The sequence below is a fragment of the Corynebacterium amycolatum genome (genome assembly GCF_016889425.1).
Classification (GTDB): Bacteria; Actinomycetota; Actinomycetes; order Mycobacteriales; family Mycobacteriaceae; genus Corynebacterium; species Corynebacterium amycolatum.
This window is the reverse complement of the sequence record NZ_CP069513.1, coordinates 2,042,215-2,060,362: the sequence shown is the minus strand read 5'-3', so window position 1 is coordinate 2,060,362 and position 18,148 is coordinate 2,042,215. Positions and strand designations below refer to the sequence as shown.

General features: G+C 56.3%; 12 protein-coding genes and 1 pseudogene. 12 read left to right on the top strand and 1 reads right to left on the bottom strand.

Features of this window, described 5'->3' with window-relative positions; genetic code table 11:
* The first annotated feature begins 158 nt into the window (after positions 1 to 158).
* The 4 genes from I6J19_RS09030 (at position 159) to galK (ending at position 5,778) form a co-directional block, all read left to right on the top strand.
* On the top strand, positions 159 to 1,115 hold the full coding sequence (locus tag I6J19_RS09030) for an aldose 1-epimerase family protein (protein ID WP_049181206.1): 957 nt from the start codon (positions 159 to 161) through the stop codon (positions 1,113 to 1,115).
* 282 nt (positions 1,116 to 1,397) lie between these two features.
* Positions 1,398 to 3,059: a sodium:solute symporter family protein gene (locus I6J19_RS09025; protein WP_187402601.1), complete on the top strand. Its 1,662-nt coding sequence runs from the start codon at positions 1,398 to 1,400 to the stop codon at positions 3,057 to 3,059.
* A gap of 16 nt (positions 3,060 to 3,075) precedes the next feature.
* Positions 3,076 to 3,357 (top strand): hypothetical protein, encoded by a 282-nt coding sequence (locus tag I6J19_RS09020; protein WP_038628733.1) that lies wholly within the window; start codon positions 3,076 to 3,078, stop codon positions 3,355 to 3,357.
* Positions 3,358 to 3,366: 9 nt separating this feature from the next.
* Complete coding sequence (gene galK / locus I6J19_RS11060; protein WP_081914019.1) at positions 3,367 to 5,778, top strand: galactokinase; 2,412 nt, start codon at positions 3,367 to 3,369, stop codon at positions 5,776 to 5,778.
* Between the two features lie 27 nt (positions 5,779 to 5,805).
* Here galK and I6J19_RS09010 read toward each other — a convergent pair whose 3' ends face one another.
* On the bottom strand, positions 5,806 to 7,194 hold the full coding sequence (locus tag I6J19_RS09010) for a DHA2 family efflux MFS transporter permease subunit (RefSeq protein WP_235191250.1): 1,389 nt from the start codon (positions 7,192 to 7,194) through the stop codon (positions 5,806 to 5,808).
* A gap of 266 nt (positions 7,195 to 7,460) precedes the next feature.
* Here I6J19_RS09010 and dapB point away from each other — a divergent pair, with 266 nt between their 5' ends.
* From dapB to pgsA, 8 genes and pseudogenes are all read left to right on the top strand, one after another.
* Positions 7,461 to 8,213 (top strand): 4-hydroxy-tetrahydrodipicolinate reductase, encoded by a 753-nt coding sequence (dapB, locus tag I6J19_RS09005; protein WP_038629577.1) that lies wholly within the window; start codon positions 7,461 to 7,463, stop codon positions 8,211 to 8,213.
* A 20-nt stretch (positions 8,214 to 8,233) separates the two neighbouring features.
* Complete coding sequence (gene thyX, locus I6J19_RS09000) at positions 8,234 to 8,986, top strand: FAD-dependent thymidylate synthase (protein ID WP_038628740.1); 753 nt, start codon at positions 8,234 to 8,236, stop codon at positions 8,984 to 8,986.
* A gap of 58 nt (positions 8,987 to 9,044) precedes the next feature.
* Positions 9,045 to 9,950, top strand: coding sequence for a 4-hydroxy-tetrahydrodipicolinate synthase (dapA, locus tag I6J19_RS08995; RefSeq protein WP_038628744.1), 906 nt, complete (start codon positions 9,045 to 9,047; stop codon positions 9,948 to 9,950).
* Complete coding sequence (locus I6J19_RS08990; RefSeq protein ID WP_038628746.1) at positions 9,950 to 12,049, top strand: ribonuclease J; 2,100 nt, start codon at positions 9,950 to 9,952, stop codon at positions 12,047 to 12,049. The genes dapA and I6J19_RS08990 overlap by 1 nt, the downstream gene beginning before the upstream one ends.
* 89 nt (positions 12,050 to 12,138) lie before the next feature.
* Positions 12,139 to 12,756, top strand: coding sequence for a TIGR03085 family metal-binding protein (locus I6J19_RS08985; RefSeq protein WP_016422602.1), 618 nt, complete (start codon positions 12,139 to 12,141; stop codon positions 12,754 to 12,756).
* A 1,863-nt stretch (positions 12,757 to 14,619) separates the two neighbouring features.
* Positions 14,620 to 16,158: pseudogene (locus I6J19_RS11055) on the top strand (DNA translocase FtsK); the annotation flags it as partial.
* A 236-nt stretch (positions 16,159 to 16,394) separates the two neighbouring features.
* Positions 16,395 to 17,528: a TerC family protein gene (locus tag I6J19_RS08975; RefSeq protein ID WP_016422604.1), complete on the top strand. Its 1,134-nt coding sequence runs from the start codon at positions 16,395 to 16,397 to the stop codon at positions 17,526 to 17,528.
* A gap of 31 nt (positions 17,529 to 17,559) precedes the next feature.
* Positions 17,560 to 18,126 carry a CDP-diacylglycerol--glycerol-3-phosphate 3-phosphatidyltransferase gene (gene pgsA / locus I6J19_RS08970; protein ID WP_016422605.1) on the top strand — a complete coding sequence of 189 codons (567 nt, stop codon included), beginning with the start codon at positions 17,560 to 17,562 and terminating at the stop codon, positions 18,124 to 18,126.
* The last annotated feature ends 22 nt before the right edge of the window (positions 18,127 to 18,148 follow it).

The window sequence follows — 18,148 nt, the reverse complement described above, 5'->3', positions numbered from 1 at the left end:
TGCTTGGCGACGGAGGATGTGCTGTATGTAGCCTCCGACAACGCGAGTAGCGATGGCGCGGTTAGGTCACAAATTGACCTAACCGCGCTTTTTGTTTTGGGTTAATCTCGGGTTTCGAAGGGATTAATTTTCGAACCCACGTGGAAGGTGATTTGCGCATGCAACTTGTCGCGCACGATCATGAATTCATCGACATTTCCGCCGGTGACTACGTCGCAAGTATTTCCCAGTTCGGTGGTGGCCCGAGATCACTGGAGTACTGTGGTCTGCCACTGCTGACAGACTATCCCAAGGGATTCAATCCACCGTTGTCCGCAGGTACGCTCCTGGCTCCGTGGCCGAACAGGGTCGCTGACGGAGTGTTTATCTTCGGTGGGGAAGTCCATCGGTTAGATATTTCGGAGCCGTCCCGGGCGAATGCTATTCACGGGTTTGTTGCAGATCGCATTTGGACCGTGGTCGATGCTGATGACAGCAGCGTCACCTTGCATGTGGAAGTTGAGCCGCAGTCGGGCTGGCCTTGGGAACTCGGTATGACCGTGCGTTGGCAAGTCACCGCTACAGACGGCCTATCGGCTGAGTTCACAGTGCATAATCGCAGCGATAGGGAGTGCCCGTTTGGTCTGGGCTGGCATCCTTACCTAAGCGCTTTGGGCGCTGATTTCGACAGTTGCACACTTCGGTTGCCCGTTGATAAAAACCTGCCACTGGAACCAATTCGAAACCTGCCCGCTGGCCCAGCGGTGCCAGCGGAGACAGTGATTCCCAGCCTTCGAGAGGGAGTATCTCTGGATGGACTGTGGCTGGATCACTGCTTCCTTGCTGCCGAGGAAACAGCCGAGAATGGCTCACCGCGCCGTCGTGAAGCGCATTTGGTTGGACCAAATGGCAAGGGTGCTGTGCTCTGGGCCGATGATGAATTCCGGTTCTTCCAGGTCTATGTTGCCGACGCTGGACGACGAGAAGGATTCCCTGGGCACGGGAATGCGATTGCGGTGGAACCAATGACATGTCCGCCAGATGCGCTCCGCTCCGGAACCGGGTTGCTGCGACTTCAGGCTGGAGAGACAAAAACTCTTGCCATGGGACTGCGCGCGGAGACGGGCGGAAAATAGTTTTACTCAGCTCAGAGGACTGCAGCCCCCTCAACTGGGTTAAATCCGTCTTAATTAATTCACCTTGAATTAAGAAAGGAAACTACACTAGGGGACGAATGTAAAAGAATAGGTCTTCCTTTTGTGCAGGGTAGTGGCGATTTGCCCCTACGGTTTGCGGTAGGTCTAGCCACTTTCATGGCCATTGTTGGGCGTGCGCCATATCAGGTGCCGAAATAAGGGAAATCCCTATTCGTGCATTTTCTGAATACGTATCAACCGCCTAACCGCAAGGAGGCCGTCGTGATAGTGGCGCAATCAGCCTTAAGACTCGACGCGACATGGGTGGATTACTCCATCGTTGCTCTGTACTTCCTATTCGTCCTCGGTATTGGCTGGGCTGCACGAGCCAAAGTGTCCAGCTCCATTGACTTTTTCCTCTCGGGGCGCTCACTGCCGGCTTGGGTGACGGGGTTGGCGTTCATCTCAGCCAATCTCGGTGCCGTGGAAATCGTGGGCATGTCCGCAAATGGTGTGCAATACGGTTTCCAGACCATGCACTACTTCTGGATTGGTGCCGTCCCAGCCATGGTGTTTTTGGGCATTGTCATGATGCCCTTCTACTATGGCTCCAAGGTTCGCTCAGTTCCGGAGTTCATGCTGCGTCGTTTTGGTCCCGGTGCACACCTGGTCAATGCAATCTCTTTCGCTATCGCGCAGCTGCTGATTGCAGGCATTAACCTTCTGCTTCTGGCCAAAGTGGTCAATGCGCTACTCGGCTGGCCGCTGTGGCTGACGTTGGTAGTCGCCGCAGTCATCGTGCTGTCCTACATCACGCTGGGCGGACTGTCCGCAGCAATCTACAACGAGGTACTTCAGTTCTTCGTGATTGTCGCAGCTCTGTTGCCACTGACTCTGATCGGCCTGCACAGCGTCGGCGGATGGTCCGGGCTGAAGGAAAAAGTTGCCACTGAATCGCACTTCCACACTTGGCCGGGCACGGATATTTCCGGTTTTGATAACCCCGTGATTTCCGTCATTGGACTGGTCTTTGGCCTCGGCTTCGTGCTGTCGTTTGGCTACTGGACAACCAACTTCGTGGAAGTTCAGCGCTCCATGGCCGCCGACTCACTGTCGGCCGCCCGCAAGACTCCAATCATCGGTGCTTTCCCGAAGATGTTCATCCCGTTCATCGTCGTGCTGCCGGGCATGATCGCCGGCGCCACCGTCGCACCCATCATGGATCAGACCGCCAAGCCTAACGACGCAATTCTGTACCTAATGAGAGATCTGCTTCCCAACGGCCTGCTGGGCATCGCTATTGCAGGGCTGCTAGCAGCTTTTATGGCAGGTATGGCGGCGAATATTTCCGCGTTCAATACAGTCTTTAGCTACGACATTTGGCAGACCTACGTCGTGAAGAATCGAGCAGATGATTACTACCTCAAGGTTGGCCGTATCGCTACCATTGGCGCGACCGGCATCGCAGTGTTCACCGCACTGATTGCCGATAATTTCGGCAATGTCATGGACTACTTGCAGACTCTATTCGGCTTCTTCAACGCACCGTTGTTCGCTACCTTCCTTATCGGTATGTTCTGGAAGCGCATGACGCCGACAGCAGGTTGGACGTCTCTGCTTGCAGGAACGGGCGCTGCAATCTTGTACTGGTACATCTCCGAGTTCACGTCGGCAAGCGCAACTATCTTTGAGCTACCGGGGCAGGGCACTGCGTTCGCTGCCGCCTCCGTGGCATTCGTCGTCGATATTGTGGTGGCCGTCGTCGTTTCTCTCATGACAAGGCCGAAACCCGATGAGGAGCTGGTCGGTTTCGTCAAATCCGTCACCCCAAAGGCTCACTTCACAGACGCTGCTGAGGCAGAGCTGCCATTGCTACAGCGAACTGTTCCGCTGGGTATCTTGTGCCTGGTGATGGCCGTAGTTCTCAACATCGTTTTCGCATAGGAGCTAGTGAGAAATCATGTCACGGACGCAAAACAACTCAACTGTAAAAGCGACTGTCAGCGCCGGTAAAAAGAAAGCAGGTGCCTTTGACATTCGCAACGTCATTGGGGCGATGCTTGGTCTTTACGGCATCATTTTGCTGCTATCGTGGTTGTTCCTCGATCCTGGGGTCAACCCTGAGACCAATGTTGCCAAAGAGCCGACGTATAACCTGTACAGCGGAATAGCCCTGCTCCTCTTTGCAATCGTTTTCTATGCCTGGGCAAAACTACGCCCAACGGTTGTCGAAGAATCATAAGGAGGATAAATGACAACCGACGACCAGCACTCTCACGCTTTTTCGGTAACGCGCACTACGCTTGCCGACGGTCGCGAGCTAATCTACTTCGACGATGAACCGGACTATGTCTCGGGCAAGAAGACCCGAAAATTAACCGACGAACGTGATTTGCCACAGGCGATTACAGAGTCGGAGCTGCGCCAAGATCCGCTGACAGGTGATTGGTACTGCTACGCGGCACACCGCATGAACCGCACCTTTATGCCTCCTGCTGGCGAGAACCCCTTAGCTCCGACGCTGCCGGGACAACTTCCCACAGAGGTGCCTGCCAGCGACTACGACGTGGTGGTTTTTGAAAACCGATTCCCATCGCTTTCTATGCACATGGAAGTTCCGGATGACTTTGCTCAGACTGTCGACGGCGCCGAGATTTTCCCGCGGAAGCCGGCCTTGGCTCGGTGTGAGGTTGTCTGCTTTACCCCGAATGTTTCGGACTCCTTCCGGGATCTGACTTTCACTCGTGCTCGCACCGTTATTGAAGCGTGGGCGCACCGCACTGCGGAACTCAGCAAGCTCGAAGGTGTGCGGTTGGTGTTCCCCTTTGAAAACAGGGGCAAGGAAATTGGGGTAACACTGCAGCATCCCCATGGGCAGATTTACTCCTACCCCTATCTGCCATCTCGTGCGGCGGCCATCGCTGCACGCGCGAAGGCTCACTTTGAAACCACCGGCCGCGACCTTTTTGATGATGTCCTGGAGGCCGAAAAGGCTTCAGGTCGACGAATCATCGCAGAAGGGGAGTACTTCACCGCATTCGTCCCAGCTGCAGCTAAGTGGCCAGTCGAAGTCATGCTGATGGCAAATCGCGCTGTCGGTGACTTCCAGGAGCTGACCGATGCGGAAAAGGACGAACTGGCAGCAATGTATCTTGACCTGCTGCGACGTATTGACCGATTCTTCCCCGGCATCGATAAAACGCCGTACATCGCTGCCTGGAACCAAGCTCCGGTAGGCGAGGATCACCAGTTTGGGCGCCTCCATTTGCAGCTCTATTCCATGATGCGCTCTGCAGGACGCATGAAATTCCTCGCTGGTTCAGAGTCCGGGCAAGGAGCCTGGATTTCGGATACAACACCAGAGGCAATCGCTGACCGCTTCCGGGAGCTTGGCCAGACTCGCTGGCTGCGCACTCGTCCCCATAAGCAGGCCGTATCTGATGTAACAGAGCAATTTCGGCGCAGCTTCGGTTCGGAACCACAGGGTGTCTTTCGCGCCCCAGGCAGAGTCAACCTAGTTGGCGAACATGTCGATTATGCCGATGGCATCTGTCTGCCATTCGCGTTGGCGCAGAGTACTTTTGCAGCGGTGGGTGCTCAGAATGCCAGGGACTCGTGGACAGTGCGAATCGTTTCGGACTTGATGGACAAGGACGATGCCGCAGACGGTGACAGGCCGGTTAATATCGCAATGTCCGATGTCGGTCCGAACTCTCCTGCAAATTGGACGGGATACGCAGTTGGCACTATCTGGGCTATGCGTGAGGCAGGGCTGTTGCCTGCAGATTGCCCAAGCCTTGACATTGCGATTTCTTCCGATGTGCCGGTCGGCTCTGGGTTGTCTAGCTCCGCCGCTCTGGAGTGTTCTGTCGGCGTTGCAGCCTTTGAACTCGTCCACGGTCGTGCACCAAACGATGAAGAGCAGCAGGGAATTGTTGAGGCGGCTATCCGCGCAGAAAATGAGGTCGTTGGTGCCTCTACCGGCGGTCTGGATCAGCGTATATCCATCAAGGGCAAGGAAAAACATGCACTGGCCATTGACTTTGCGAAGAGTTCTGACCAGCTTGTCAAGGCTGCTTTCGCAGACGAGGATCTAGAAATTTTGGTGATCAACACCAATGTTCGACATAGTCTCTCGGATGGTCAGTATGCGACGCGTCGCGGAATCATTGATGCCGTGAAAAATGGTGTTGGGGCATCTGATTTCCGCGGCCTGGATGATGCAGTTGGTGCTGCTATCAATTGGGCGAAGGAGAACGTCCCAGCTGAGGCAGATAGGGATCAGTGGGTTGATACGGTGGCGCGCCGAGTGCGTCACGTTGTTACCGAAATTGACCGGACGGCACAGGCGATTGAAAAGCTTTCCGAGGGGGACTTCGAGGCTTTTGGCACTTTGATGGTGGCAAGCCATCTTTCGCTGAGGGATGACTACGAAGTTTCCTGTCCAGAGCTGGATATTGCTGTAGACGTAGCGCTTGAGCAGGGCGCGCTCGGTGCCCGAATGACTGGCGGTGGCTTTGGTGGCAGTGCCATTGCGCTGCTGCCACACGACCGTGTCAATGCTGCAGCGAATGCAGTTGCGTCGGCTTTCCGTGACCGAGGAATGCCGGAACCGGAGTTTTTCGTTGGAAATCCGGGGCCGGGAGCAAGCCGCCTAGTCTAGGCGGTATTACTCCCGGTCTCGGGGGGGCTACTGCAATGCGATCTTCTTCCGCTGCGGCTTGAGCAGCGTGGTCAGGAATATCAGCACCACGCCAAGCCCCGCGGCGGTAAACATCGCAATGCTATAGCCACGAATCAGGTCGGCGGTTGCAGGAGCTGCTGCACCAGCGCCGGAAAGACCCGCGGCAATGACAGTCGACAGTGCGACAAAAAGTGCAGTACCAACCGCGCCTGCAACCTGCTGCAGCGTGTTCAGGATCGCTGAGCCATCCGGGTAGAGGTTCTTGGGAAGATCGCCAAGGCCGAATGTGAACAGTGGAGTAAACAGCAGGCCCAGACCGATCTCAAAGACGATGTGGCAGGCGACAATCCACCACAGCGGAGTGGACGCCGAGATAAAGCCGAGCCCGAAGAGACCGAGGGCGAGAACAATAGAACCAGGGATTGCCAGCGGACGCGGACCGTAGGTGTCGAAAAGGCGGCCAACAGTCGGACCCATAAGCCCCATAATCAGCGGGCCGGGCATCACAATTAGTCCAATGGTCTTGACATCAACACCGCGCAGGTTGAGGTAGAGCGGCAGAATGATGATCACACCGAACATCAGCATAAAGCCGAAAGTCAGGATGGTTGTGGACAGTGTGAAGCTCTTGGTACGGAAGGTCCGAAGGTCCAGCAGAGCTCGGTTTCGTGGTGCCAAGCGGCGCTGACGCATGATGAAGAGCACCAGTAGCACGATTCCGGCTGCGCAGAGGATTCCGTCGATAAGCGAAAATTCGGCACCCACACGGCTGAGCGCATACACGAGCGGACCGAATGCGCCTGCGCTGAGGAACACCGAGAGAATATCGATGGGCTTGGCGGAGTTTTCCTCGATGTTGGGCACGAGGATGACACCGACCACGAGCACAATCAGGCCGAGCGGCAGCATCGTGTCGAAGAGCGCATGCCAATTGTTGTTTGCAATCTCCAGAATTAAACCGGAGAAAGTGGGGCCGATAGCAGGTGCGACGGCGATGACTATGCTCATGCGTCCCATCATGCGACCGCGCTCATGTTCCGGTACCACATTGAGAACCGTGGTCATCAGTAGTGGCAGCAACACTGCGGTGCCGGAGGCTTGAACAACGCGTGCGAGCAGCACGATTGCAAAACCTGGCGCGAAGGCACCAATGAGAGTGCCTACGACAAATAGCCCCTGGCTGATGGCGAAAAGAGTGCGGAAGCGCACTGAGGCAATGAGAAATCCAGTGACTGGAATGACAACAGCCATGGTCAGCAGGAATGCCGTTGTCAGCCATCCGGCAGTCGCTGCGCTGATGTTAAGGTCCGCCTTAACGACGGGAATTGCGACACTCATGACCGTCTCGTTCAAGATAGCCATAAATGCCGCAGCTAGTAGCACATAAATGGCCATGTAAGCGTTTTTCGGCGCTTTGGCCTGTGCTGCTTCCGAACTTGGGCTCAATTCGGAATCTTCAGATTCAGAAACCAAGAGAAGTCACTTTCTAGATATAGGTACTGAAAAAGTAATTTTCAAAGATGTTGCGGCTTAGCGCAAGAAAATCCCCATCGTAAGCCGACAAAACGGCAAAGCCGACGGGGGGCATTGGCACACATGTTGCCCAACACATTCTAAGGTAAGGGATAGAGATGAACCCGTTGGGAAAGGACAAGAGAGCTGTGAGCAATATCAAGGTCGGCGTACTTGGCGCCAAGGGCAAGGTAGGGTCCACCATCTGCGAGGCAGTTGATGCCGCCGACGATTTGGAGCTGGCAGCGGGTCTCGACTCGGGCGATGACCTGAATGAACTTGTCACCGCTGGTGTGCAGACCATTGTTGACTTTACTCAGCCCGACGCTGTGATGGGCAATCTTGAGTTCTGTATTAAGAATGGCATCAACGCCGTCGTGGGTACCACGGGCTTTACCAAGGAGCGCCTCGATCAGGTGCAGCGCTGGCTTGACGACGCCGACGGTGCCGCCAATGTCCTTGTTGCACCGAACTTCGCAATCTCTGCAGTATTGACCATGAAGATGGCAGAGCTAGCCGCTCCGTACTTCGAGTCCGCTGAAGTTATCGAAATGCACCATCCTTTTAAAAAGGATGCCCCCTCGGGCACCGCTATCCACACTGCTGAGGCTATTGCCCGTGCTCGCAAGGAAGCAGGCATGGGGGAGCAGCCCGATGCCACTGAACAGACGCTCGAGGGCGCTCGCGGTTCTGATGTGGAGGGCATTCCGGTACACGCAGTACGCATGACCGGTTCGGTGGCTCACGAGACCGTTATCTTCGGCGCTGAAGGACAGTCGCTCACCATCAAGCAGGACTCCTACTCGCGCACCAGCTTTGTGCCGGGTGTGCTGCTGGGCGTGCGTAAAATTGAGGATTTTCCGGGCCTGACTGTGGGACTGGAGCCGTTCCTGGGACTGTAATTGCCAGGAGTTCACTGAAAATGTCTGAAAACGTCACTCTCAAGGCGCAACTGATTGCCTCGACCAATTTCTTCCCACCTGAGGACATCGACTTTGATACCGATGCCGACGGTGGGGAAGCATTAATTGAGTTCTCTGGCCGGGCTTGTTATGAAACGTGGGACAAGCCCAATCCGCGAACTGCGACGAATAGGGGATATCTGCGGCATGTGCTCGAGGTAGGCCACACCTCACTTTTTGAACACGCAAGTGCAAGCATCTATGTCCGTGGGCTGTCGCGCTCGTGTGCACATGAACTCACACGGCACCGTCACTTTTCCTTTTCGCAGTTGTCGCAGCGGTTTGTGCCGGCTAGTTCCAACAATGTTGTGGTTCCTCCCGCAATTGCGGAGGACCCGGATCTATTGCGAGTTTTCGAAAGCGCGGTTGATCAGTCCCGTTTCGCCTATGGTGAGTTATTAGACGCACTGGAAGAGAAGTGGGCCGATGAGCCCAACGCTATCTTGCGGCGAAAGCAGGCACGCCAGGCAGCCCGGGCGGTTTTGCCCAATGCCACCGAAACTCGAATCGTGATTACTGGTAATTTCCGGTCTTGGCGCCACTTCATTTCGATGCGTGCGACCGAGCATGCCGATGCTGAAATTCGGGAGTTGGCGGTGGCTTGTCTGCGGGAGCTGCAGCGCTGCGCTCCTGTTGCTTTTGGGGATTTTGAGATCAACACTCTGAAGGATGGGTCGGTCGTCGCGTCGAGTCCTTACGCCTTCGAGGGGTAATCGCACGTACAGTGTGAAGATATAGTCGATTGAGATTTTTAAGAAAAGGTAGTCAACAATGAGCACAGGAATTGCGTCAACTCGCGGTGCTGACATTTTCGGCACTGTCGCCGTAGCTATGGTGACCCCTTTTGATAAGGACGGAAACCTCGATGTCAAGGCAGGTGTGCAGCTCGCTGGGCATCTTGTAGACGGCGGCTGCGATGCACTCATTCTGGCCGGTACTACTGGCGAGTCGCCTACTACGACCGTTGAGGAAAAGCTTGAGCTTCTCCGAGCTGTCCGCGCAGAGATGGGCGATAAGGTCAAGCTTGTGGCCGGTGCCGGCACCAATGACACGGCCGGGTCCATTGAGCTGGCAAAGGCTTCTGTGGAGGCGGGCGCGGATGCGCTGCTCGTCGTCACGCCGTATTACTCCAAGCCGTCCCAGGAGGGCCTGTACCGCCACTTTACGGCGGTGGCCGACGCAACCGAGGCTCCGGTGTGCCTGTATGACATTCCGCCGCGTTCGGTTATTCCGATTGAAGTTGATACCATTTACCGGTTGGCGGAGCACCCGAGAATCCAGGCTGTTAAGGACGCCAAGGGGGACTTGGGAGCTGCCGCCGGCATTATCGCTAATACTGATTTGGCGTGGTACTCCGGTGACGATGTGCTGAACCTTCCGTGGCTGTCGATTGGCGCCACCGGGTTCATTTCCGTTATTGGACATGCAGCCCCGCAGCTGCTGGCTGAGGTGCGCTCTTGCTTTGACAAGGGAGACCTTGCTGGTGCGCAGGCTGCCCACGCAAAGATGACTCCGCTGTTTGCCGCTCAGGCTGCACTTGGCGGTGTAAGTTTTGCTAAGTCCGCTCTGCGTCTGCAGGGCATTGAGATAGGAGATCCACGCTTGCCGCAAATTGCAGCAAATGACCAGCAGCTTGAGGTGCTTGAAGAAGCTATGCGGAAGGCAGGTGTTCTGTAGTGGCTGAAGGACGCAATCGCGCCCGCAAGGTAACTCGTAAGGCCGGTCCGCCTTCCGAGTCTGACGTGGCTGCAGCAGAGCAGTCCAAGAACTCTGCATCCAAGGGCTCCGACAAGGGTGGAGCTAATTCCAACGGCTCGAAGTCCTCGCAGCGTTCCGAGCGCTCTGAGCGTTCCGGTGATCGTAAGAACGCCGGCAACGCTAAGAAGTCCCAAGGTTCGTCGAATTCTTCCAACCGCGGTTCTCGTGGTGGTCGCGGTGGCCGTGGCGGTAACCGCGGAAATAATTCGCGGGGTGGCCGTGGCGGGCGTGGCGGTAACCGTCGTAACGTAGTGCAGTCGATGCAGGGTGCAGACTTGACGCAACGTCTGCCCGCGCCGCCAAAGGCCCCCAAGGACGGTCTGCGCGTGGTCGCGCTGGGTGGTATTTCCGAAATCGGTCGCAATATGACCGTGTTGGAGTACAAAAACCGACTGATTATCGTCGACTGTGGCGTGCTGTTCCCGAGCTCGGATGAGCCGGGTGTTGACCTGATTCTGCCTGACTTCTCCTACATGGAAGACAAGTGGGATCGCGTGGAAGCTCTCGTGGTCACCCACGGTCACGAGGATCACATCGGTGCTATCCCTTGGTTGCTCAAGCAGCGCGCGGACATCCCGATTATTGCTTCCCGCTTTACCTTGGCACTGATTCAGGCCAAGACACAGGAGCACCGTCAGCGCCCGAAGGTCATCGAGGTCAACGACACCAGCCACATTCAGCGTGGTCCGTTCGATCTGCGTTTCTTCAATGTCAACCACTCGATTCCGGAGTGCCTTGGCATCGTCATTAAGACCGGAGCTGGCATGGTTGTCCACACCGGTGACGTGAAGATGGACCAGACCCCGCCGGACGGAAAGCCGACTGACCTGCCGGCGCTGAGCCGCTACGGTGATGAGGGAATCGACCTCTTCTTGTGTGAGTCCACCAACGCCACAATCCCGGGCTTCTCCGGTTCCGAGGCGGAGTTGGCTCCGACCCTGCGTCGTCTGATTATGGACGCAAAGCAGCGCGTTATCGTCGCGGCCTTCGCGTCGAATGTCTACCGCGTTCAGGCTGTTATCGATGCAGCTGTCAAGTCTGGACGAAAGGTCGCGTTCAACGGCCGCTCCATGATTCGCAACATGCGTATCGCGCAGGAGTTGGGTCTGCTGACCGCGCCAGAGAACACCATCGTGGAGATGAACGAGGCCGCTCGCATGGCGCCCCACAAGGTCGTGCTGGTGACTACCGGTACGCAGGGTGAGCCAATGGCTGCGCTGTCTCGCATGGCCCGTCGTGAGCACCGTCAGATTACCGTTCGTGATGGCGACCTGATTATCCTCAGTTCTTCGCTGGTACCGGGTAATGAAGAGGCGGTCTTCGGCGTTATTAACATGTTGGCCCAGATTGGTGCCACGGTTATCACTGGCAAGGAAGCCAAGGTTCACACCTCCGGTCACGGGTTTGCCGGCGAGCTGCTGTTCCTCTACAACGCAGCCCGTCCGTCGAATGTCATGCCAATTCACGGTGAGTGGCGCCACATTCGTGCCAACAAGGAACTGGCTGTGTCCACTGGTGTGAAGCCAGAAAACGTTGTCCTCGCTCAGAACGGTGTGGTTGTCGACCTCGTTGACGGCCGCGCTCGTGTAGTTGGCCAGGTTCCGGTTGGTAACCTCTACGTTGATGGCGTCACCATGGGTGACGTCGACGCTGACGTGCTGGCAGACCGTGCTGAAATGCGTGAAGGTGGTCTTATCACCGTCACAGCCGTCATTGATAACCGCACTGGTCGTCCGTTGGAGAAGCCACGGGCTCAGGCTCGCGGTTACTCGGACGACGCCAAGGAAGTGCTCGCAACCGTCGAGCAGGTAGTTGACGATACTCTCTTTGACCTGGCTGGCAGTGGCGAGAACAATCCATACCGTATGGCTCAGGAAGTTCGTCGCCGCACCGAGCGCGTCATTAACCAGAAATGGCGTCGCAGCCCGATGGTTGTTCCGACCATCGTGCCGATGTCCTCAGAGGCAGCCGAAGAGGTCACCGATGAGGAAATCAAGGAGTCGCGCGAAAGCATCTAAGTTTCTAGAGGGTCTTTTAGCGTAAGAGCCCGCATCCACCTAAAGCCGTGTGGATGCGGGCTTCTCCGTGCCTGGTCTAGTCTGGAGCTATGACTTTTGCTGAACGGGAACGTGAAGACCTAGCTAATCTACTGCTCAGCGTCGGTCCCGACGCACCGACCTTGTGCGAGGGCTGGACAACCCGGGATTTGGCCAACCACCTTTACATTCGCGAAAACCGTCTGGATGCCGCTGGCGGGATGTTCGTCAAGGCGCTTTCGGAACGCCTCGATGCTGTTACCGCTGAGGTCAATCGAATGCCCTACGTCGAAGTGGTGGGGAAGTGGGGCAGTGGTGCTCCGCGATGGAATCCAATGAACTGGGCAGACCGCTACGTCAACACTGCGGAGAACTTCGTTCACCACGAGGATGTCCGTCGTGCCCAGGAAGGTTGGACCGTTCGTCAGCTACCACCCTCCGGAGTTTCAGACCTGTGGCGCCTGGTCACTACTGCCGGCCGTATGATGTTGCGCGGGTCGACCTCGACCGTGGTGCTAATGCGCGACGACGGGGTTGCGGTGACCCTAATCGACAACAGCGCTAAAGGTGCTCCGGTTGTGACTGTCCGCGGTAGCGTCGGGGAACTGGTGTTGTGGCTCTATGGCCGTGACGAGGTACGCGTCACCATCGACGGCGACGAATCGGGCATCAAGCGCAACAGCCTTTAAGATCGCGTTCTCAGTTCTGGACGGTCGTGGCAGCCCACCTGTTAAACAATGACATGCGTGTGACTAATGTGAAAACGATCCGGTGTTAGCTGTAAGGTAATGGTCATGTCTGCGACCAGCCGAACCAGAACTGACAATCGTCGTGGATCTTCCCGCTCTGCGGAGACAGATGCCACGCGGCGATACCCCGTGCACAGTGCCACGGAGGAATTCGAGCGCACTCCTAGCGCCATGTCGTTCGTGGGCAATAGCTTGGCCAGCGCCTGGACTGAAACTGCCCGCGGCGTGGCCGGTCTTGCCCGTCGGGTAGGCGGTCGCAAAAATAAGCGAGATGAAGAGGAGAATATGTCGCGGCGCGAAAGTGACGCCGATTTTTCGACGAAGCCCCGTAGGAAGCGTCGTAAAGCTGCTAGCGGCTATGACGATGTAATTGAACCGCCGGCACAGGCCTCCGTGCCAGCTGACGAGTTCGACGCAGACTTCGATGAGGGTGGCGATCCGGGATCGAAGGATGGCCTCGCACTACTCGTGCTGGCGTTGGCGATTGTGCTCGCTGGCTCGACATGGTTCCACCTGGCAGGGCCAGTGGGGGAGTTCATTGAAACGGCAGTGCGCACGCTCATTGGTATCGGCGCTTTTGTACTTCCGGTGCTGCTCGGTGTTGTTTCCGTATTAATGATGCTGGATGCTATGCCACGCCGTGAACGTCTGACACCTACCATCACTGGAGCTTCGCTGATCGTGGTGGGGCTGCTCGCAATTGTGCATATCGGCTCGGGTCGTCCTGCGGACTGGCAGGGGCGACGTGCAGCCGGTGGCGCAATTGGTGGCTATATCGGTTCGCCGCTAGCAGCCGGGTTTACCTCGTGGGTCGCCGTGGTTTTGTTGCTGGGTATCGTTTTTTACGGCGCTCTGGTGCTCTCTGGCGCGACGGTGCGCCAGCTTATCGATGCCACTAAGGAATACTTCAATTTTTCCGAATGGTCTTCGCGTCGTGCCGGCGACGAGGCGGAATCGGACGATCCTTACGGCAATGTCGATGACATGCTGGAACGTCGTGCGAGCTGGGATTCCGATACCGCATATGCCGATGAGGACTTTGACCAGCCGACGCAGCTAATTGAGCGTCGCCCAAGCCACAGCAGCCGCACGCAACATTCCTCGTCTCGTTCGACCGATCGCTCTGCTTACCGAGCGCCTCGTCGTGGCGCGGATAGCCGTATGTCCGCACCCGAACCCGCGCCTTACGACGAACCGGATACTGACGGTAACCTCTACGATCTTTTGAACGAAGAGCCGCAGAGGAACCGACAGGCTCCGCGACGTGCCCGTCAGGTTGAGGATGTCGACTACGACTCGGCAAAGACCACAGTGTTCGATGTCCGGAATGGGGCACCGCACTCCAATCGAGTTTCCCCAGTGGAGCCGGCGTTTCCGGCAGCTGAGTACGTGGAGGAAACTCAGTCGGATGCAGTACATCGCGACACCGCTGAGACAGAATCGACTATTCCAGCTGTCGGGGGCACGAACTACCACGCTGTCGACGAGGATTATGACGAGTACTCCGAGTACCCGACGCAGGAGGCTGCTGCAGCTAGTAACAGCGAACGGAATTGTGTTTCCGATTCCCGAGCTCCGAAACAGCCCGCTGTTCAACCTGAGGTCGTAGAGCCGGCGAGCGCGCCGCAGGGCGAGTCGTCTGTCGATGATTCGCGGGATGCAGTGTCTGAGGCTACCCGCCGCACAATGGATGCCATTGCTGCTCGTTCTGGTATCGATGCCTCTAAGATTCCGGCCACAACTCCGAAGTCTGAATTGGAAAAGGATGCCGAGGGTACTTCCGGTTCGTCGGCACGCACGCCGGAATCTGACTATCACCTGCCATCGACTAACTTGTTGATTCCAGGTGAGCGTCCCAAGACACGTACGGCGACGAACGACCGCATGATCGAGGCGATTACTGAAGTATTCGCAGAATTCAAGGTCGATGCTGCGGTGACTGGTTTCTCTCGCGGTCCGACGGTGACTCGCTACGAGGTCGAGCTTGGCCCGGGCGTGAAGGTCTCGAAGATCACGAACCTGCAGTCCAACATTGCCTACGCGGTAGCGACCGACAATGTCCGCTTACTGACTCCGATTCCGGGGAAGTCGGCCGTTGGTATCGAGGTGCCGAACAACGACCGTGAGATGGTTCGGCTTGCCGACGTACTCAACGCGCCCAAGACCGTTGCGAACGATGACCCGATGCTGATTGGTCTCGGTAAGGATATTGAGGGCGAGTTTATCTCGCACTCCATCCAGAAAATGCCGCACCTTCTCGTTGCCGGTTCGACCGGTTCGGGTAAGTCCGCATTCGTAAACTCGATGTTGGTGTCACTGCTGACTCGTGCGACCCCGGAGGATGTCCGCCTGATTCTGGTGGACCCGAAGATGGTCGAGCTGACTCCATATGAGGGGATTCCTCACCTCATTACGCCAATCATTACTCAGCCGAAGAAGGCCGCGGCGGCTCTGCAGTGGCTGGTTGAAGAGATGGAACAGCGCTACATGGACATGAAGGCCGCCCGCGTCCGTCACATCAAGGACTTCAACCGTAAGGTCAAGTCCGGTGAGATTACGACCCCACTTGGCTCGGAGCGCGAGTACCGTCCGTACCCGTACATTGTCTGTGTCGTTGACGAGTTGGCAGACCTGATGATGACCGCACCCCGCGATATCGAAGATGCGATTGTGCGCATCACGCAAAAGGCCCGTGCCGCCGGTATCCACTTGGTGCTGGCTACGCAGCGTCCGTCTGTGGATGTGGTCACCGGCTTGATTAAGACGAACGTGCCATCGAGACTGGCATTCGCTACCTCGTCGCTCACGGACTCCCGCGTCATTCTTGACCAGGGCGGTGCTGAAAAGCTCATTGGTATGGGCGATGGCCTGTTCATCCCACAGGGTGCAGGCAAGCCGCGACGTCTTCAGGGCGCCTTCGTCACAGACGAAGAGATTCAGGCAGTAGTCGATGCAGCTAAGGCGCAGGCCGAGCCGGATTACACCGAGGGAGTCACGGAGGATAAGAGCGCTGAGGCTGAGCGCAACATTGACCCTGATATCGGAGATGACCTGGAAGATTTGCTTCAGGCAGTCGAGCTGGTGGTCACCGCACAGCACGGGTCGACCTCGATGTTGCAGCGCAAGATGCGAGTCGGTTTCGCCAAGGCCGGTCGACTGATGGATCTGATGGAAACTCGCGGAGTGGTTGGACCGTCAGAGGGATCTAAGGCACGTGAGGTGCTGGTCAAGCCAGAGGAGCTCGAAACCATTAAGTGGATGATCAAGGGCGCAAACCCGGAGGATGCTCCTAAGGAAGAAGTAAACGTAGTCGACGCGGATCCGAATCAATCTATGGCGTAGGACGACCCAGCCTTACCGCCGTTTCTGATTGCGTGTATAGTCGGCACACGTGGAGGGGAGTATCCCCGGTAAAAGCGGATGTTTTCCGCTAGCCCGTGACGGTTATCGTCAGCACGGATTGGACGCACAGACTCGTCTTGTGCACATCGAATCCCGGTACCGTCACTTTTGCCACTATGGCAGAAGCAGGAGAGACCTCCGGTTCATGTTCGCACGACCGGAGGTCTTTTTTTAATATGCATGTCCCCGCATTGGTATGGATTATCACCATTGTGGTCGTCATGGGTTTTATCGCCTTTGACTTCTATGCACACGTTCGCACGCCGCATAACCCAACTATGAAGGAAGCCGGCATCTGGACCGCTTTCTACGTAGTCTTGGCATTAATTTTCGGCGGAATGGTGTGGTTGTTATGGGATCACCACCGAGGCATTGAGTTTCTATCGGGCTATATCACCGAAAAGGCGCTCAGCGTAGACAACCTATTTGTCTTTGCACTCATCATCGGCGCATTCAAGATTCCGCGCCAGTACCAACAAAAGGTTTTGCTGTTTGGTATTGCGATGGCGCTGGTATTCCGAGGCCTGTTCATTTGGGCTGGTGCGGCAGTTATTGCCAAGTGGTCTGACGTTTTCTACCTGTTTGCAATCTTCCTGATTTACACGGCTATCAAGACGGTGTACGACGAAGCCGTCGATAAGCCGGAACCCGATCCGTCGGATATGAAGCTGATTCAATGGCTGCGTCGAATCGTCCCAATTTCGGACCATTACAACAAGGACAAGTTGACCGTTAAGGAAAACGGCAAGCGTTACTTGACTCCACTTGCCATCGCGCTGGTGTCCATCGGTTTTATCGATGTGATGTTTGCGTTTGACTCTATCCCGGCTATCTACGGTCTGACGGATGAGGCATACATCGTCTTTACTGCAAATGCCCTTGCTCTCATGGGTTTGCGACAGATGTACTTCCTGCTCGACGGTCTGCTGGATCGCTTGGTGTACCTGGCTTATGGCCTGGGTGTCATCCTGGCCTTTATTGGTGTGAAGTTGCTGTTGCACGCACTGCATGAAAACAACCTGCCGTTTATCAACAGCGGTGAGAACGTGTCGGTGCCTGAAGTATCGACCTGGGCGTCGCTGGCGGTCATCGTCATCGTTCTGGTGGTGACTGTCCTGGCATCGTGGCTCAAGAGCAAGCGTGATGAAAACATGGGTGCGATTGCCCTTCCGCGTGTTCACCACGATGATGATGGAAGCCGCGATGGCCTCGGCTCTCACGCCTCCTCTACTTCTGTCAGTGAGGGGTCAACGTCGGCCGGAAGCGAAACTAACGGTTCACACACCGGTAAGAACGAGCCTGGGCGTTAATCGAACACGATTGTGAGATAAGGTAACAACTGTGACTGCTCCAAGTGCTGATACAAGCCGTGTTTCCAACTGGAACTTGCCCAATTTCCTGACCGTGCTTCGCATCCTCGGAGTACCGGTGTTCCTGTGGGTACTTCTTCAGGAGGGCGGCGAAGCCACCAATTGGCGCTGGTGGTCGTTTGTCGTATTCGCGCTTCTGATGGCGACTGACAAGTTGGACGGGCACCTCGCACGTAGCCGTAACCTCATTACCGACTTTGGCAAGATTGCCGATCCGATTGCCGATAAGGCTCTAATGCTGGCTGCGCTGATTGGTATGAACATCATCGACATTCTGCCGTGGTGGGTGACTGTCATCATCGTGATTCGCGAAGGTGGCATCACCATCTGGCGTATGTTCGCCCTGCGTCAGGGGCGTGTTGTTCCGGCTTCTCGGGGCGGCAAGATAAAGACGGTCCTGCAGTCTGTAGCAGTGGGGCTCTTCCTGATGCCAGTGGACTGGTTGTTCTGGCCGTCCTGGATTGTGATGGTTGCCGCCATTGTCGTCACCGTCGGTACTGGTATCCAGTACATTGTGGATGCGCGAAAGGTCTCGTAGAGAAATTAAGTGGAGGGTAAAG